Origin of the sequence: Acinetobacter sp. TUM15064 (assembly GCF_008980265.1) — a bacterium.
GTDB lineage: Bacteria > Pseudomonadota > Gammaproteobacteria > Pseudomonadales > Moraxellaceae > Acinetobacter.
This window is the reverse complement of the sequence record NZ_BKFU01000118.1, coordinates 1-3468: the sequence shown is the minus strand read 5'-3', so window position 1 is coordinate 3468 and position 3468 is coordinate 1. Positions and strand designations below refer to the sequence as shown.

General features: G+C 39.5%; 2 protein-coding genes and 1 pseudogene. 1 reads left to right on the top strand and 2 read right to left on the bottom strand.

Going from position 1 to position 3468, the window contains the following annotated elements:
* Both GBI16_RS17760 and GBI16_RS17755 read right to left on the bottom strand, forming a co-directional pair.
* Positions 1-2080, bottom strand: a 2080-nt coding sequence (locus tag GBI16_RS17760) for a BapA/Bap/LapF family prefix-like domain-containing protein (RefSeq protein ID WP_151707587.1), incomplete at its 3' end; no start/stop codon positions are given.
* A 42-nt stretch (positions 2081-2122) separates the two neighbouring features.
* Positions 2123-2986 carry an OmpA family protein gene (locus tag GBI16_RS17755; protein ID WP_000265727.1) on the bottom strand — a complete coding sequence of 288 codons (864 nt, stop codon included), beginning with the start codon at positions 2984-2986 and terminating at the stop codon, positions 2123-2125.
* 134 nt (positions 2987-3120) lie between these two features.
* Between GBI16_RS17755 and GBI16_RS17750 the strand changes: the two are divergent.
* Positions 3121-3468 (top strand): annotated as a pseudogene (locus tag GBI16_RS17750) (IS982 family transposase); the annotation flags it as partial.

Here is a 3468-nt window from a genome sequence, read left to right as displayed (position 1 = left end):
CTTGGGTATCAGCTGTATCTCCACTAGATACGCCTCCTGTCAGTACGTTGCCACTGACTGGATTAGGTACGCTGTCTTCTGTAATGCTATTCGTGTCAGGCTTCGCAACAGGTGCGTCATCTATAATATTAATAACCAGATCACCCGAAGCTGTTTTATCGCCATCGATATCTGTCACTTCCACTGCAAATGTTGCATTGGTATTATCACCTGACGTATTCGCAGGAAGTGTGTAGCTATAGTGGATAATACCTGTACCAGTTGCCGAATTGTATTCATAGCGTGCAGTTAAACCATCCGAGAATGTTTGATCTGCTGTCGTTAGGGTATGTCCACCTAACTTCACTGCATCTTGAGAAGCCAAACCATCTGGAGAGGTAAAAGCAATTGTACCGCTTGTTGTTTCCTTATCAGTAGATGCTTTAGAGCCACCATTATTCAAACCTGATTCATAGACTTTGGTACTCTCTCCATCGCTCGAAGGAAGCGTAACAAGAGGCGCACTATTGCCAATGACTAATGTCAAGCTAGCTGTTGAGCTATCCCCATCACCGTCAACCAATGTATAAGTAAATACCTCATTTACACCGCCCGGCGTACCTTCATGACGCTCGTAACTATATTCACCTGTGGTCTTATTGAGTATTAGAGTACCATACTGCCCTTCGATCGTCAGCGTTGTGCCATCATCTGTTACCACGTTAGCAGATACATTATCACTAACCACTGTGGAGATGCTCACTCCATCGGCACTAATTTTGTCTGCACCTGTAGCCCCACTACTCGTACCAACACCCGTCAGTACATTTCCAGTTTCAGGGGTAAATTGATTAGCAGCCACATTATCGATGTCGTTTTTGGCAAGTGGTGCATCATCAATAATGCTAATGACTAGACTGCCACTGCTCACAATATTACTTTGATCTGTCACAGATATACCGACTTCTTCCAGAAAGTTATCGGTGTGTGATGCATCGTTGGTAACAGGTTGATCTAGTTCATATTCATAAGTAATGGTGCCACCCGTAGATACGCCATTAAATTCCTGACCATTTGGCGTATAGTCAGTAATGATGATCTTGCCATGAGGCGTGTTGATAATAATCGGTGTAGTTGAGGCATTTTCCAGATCAGTTAGCAAAATATTGGTATCACCAACCGTAACAGACTTTACGCCATCACCAGCCCCAATCGTAATACTACCCGTTTCTTTATTTGAACCCGATGTATCAGTTAAACCCTGTTCATATACAGTAACATGCCCCTGTTCAATTAATGTATCAGTAGTATTGTTCGGATTTTCACTGCCGCCATTTTCATCTTTTATGCTAATCGAAGGATTTGCATCAGGTGTAATTGTGATTACCAATTCCGCTGAAGCGGTTCCACCCTGGCCATCACTAATTGTATAAGTAACTGTTGGAACGGTGCCATTCCAGTTAGTCGCAGGGACAAAGTGATAAGTTCCATCGGCATTGAGCGTTAGCTCGCCAATTTTATCAATTGTAACGGTTTGGCCTGCATTATAGCTTTTACCCTCCACAACAAATTGAGTAACTGTGATTGCGTTTCCATCAGGATCACGATCATTAGTTAAAACATTGCCATTAACTGGGGTATCTTCAACACCTGTAATTTCATCCTTAACGGCGATTGGCCATGCGTTTTTATCCCCTCCACCGCCACTTCCTGCGGCTGCAATGATGCCACCAATAACAGCACCACCACCAATAATCCATGGCAGTAAAGACCCACCTGCCGCACTAGCAGGTAATAAGACCTCAAGCCCAGGTATTCCCTTAAAACCAGAAACACCATCAAACCAGTATAAGATACAACCATCTTCTTCAAAAACCAGATCAGAATCAACTTTGTCATATACGACAAAGAAGTTTTCGATAAGGACAGTTTCACCATTATTTAACTTTAAAATCAGGTTATTGCCATCACGTAAAAACTCTGCTACATCATTACGATGCATTTTGGTATGGACAATTGATGCTTCTGTTAAAGTGATATGTTGCGTGTTGATAGATACTTTATTTAAAGAATCTTTTTCTACTACAATAAAATTTGTCATGTTCTGTGTGGCCTATATTCGTTGAAACTTTTAAATGCTGAATTACTTGGTAATGCCCGTAATTTGTACCGTCACGCGACGATCGGGCTGTAAACATGCTTTTAGTGCTTCACGAGATTTAACCGTAGGACAGCCGTCCGTGACTGGTTGATTCTTCCCTGCACTTGCCACCGAGATAATATTTGCGGATACGCCATTTTGAACAAGCAGACTACGTACAGTTTCAGCACGATTCTGACCAAGTTTTTGGTTATAAGTTTCGCTTCCTAGACGATCCGTATGACCGACCAATATGATCTTACTGACAGAAACAAAACCTGTTGAAATTTTTGATGCTACGTCCTGAACTTCCTGACGGCCTTTAGGCAATAAATCATTTAAAGATGAACCATCAAATTTAAATAATGTATCGGCTGCCAAATCAATTGTTTCAGTATGCTCAACAGGAGCAACGACAGGCTTTTGAGCTGCTGGCTGTTGTCTACAAGCCAAAGGATGACCATTATTTGAAATAAAAGGTACACCAGCAGCATCTACAGAAAGAATAAAGTTACGATCTTTTAATTGATCTGGCCGCAAGTCGACATCGCAACTCTGACAATTTTTTTCGCCGCTACAATTTTTAACTTTGAAATTATAAACTTCTGGTTTTAAATAATACTTTGCCGTATTATTGATATAGAATTTACCTGATTCAATACTGTCAATATAGAAATGAATTGGGCAACTCTGTTCATCTCTTGTATCCCCTGCGCATAATTTAGCATCTCTGTTGACATTGATCTCCTGATTATAACCTTGCTTATTATTTTGAAACCGTAAAGCAGAAGGCTTTGAGTAAGGATCAGATGCACAAGAGGCTACCACCAATGAAATTACAGTAGTTAAAAGCGATAATTTCCACATAAACAACCCTTGGTAGACTTAATGTATTATTAGATTTGTATGACATATTTTACGCGAATCTCAACTTTTTAAGTCTTTGAAATAAAAAGGACATAATCCAATTTAATTTTCGACTAAGAAAAGCAAAGCAAGTTATGTCCATTTACGAATTTATCATTTCTGTATTTTTAATCATAGAGCAATTTTACTCAGCGATTGTCATTCAACCTTTAAGAAGTAGAGGATTTCCACCCGCTTTAAGTGATATTGAAATTCTTACTATACAAATTGTGGTAGAGTTTCTTGGCTTAGATTCTGATAAAAATATCTGGTTCTACTTTAAAAACAATTGGTTTGAATGGTTTCCAAAATTAGGTTCCTATCCTAATTTTTGCAAACATTGCGCAAAATTATGGCATGTAAGTCAACAGATTATGTCACAACTAAAATCTTTTTTCGGTTTAGATAATATTCATTTTATCGATGGCTTTCCTATACCTGTT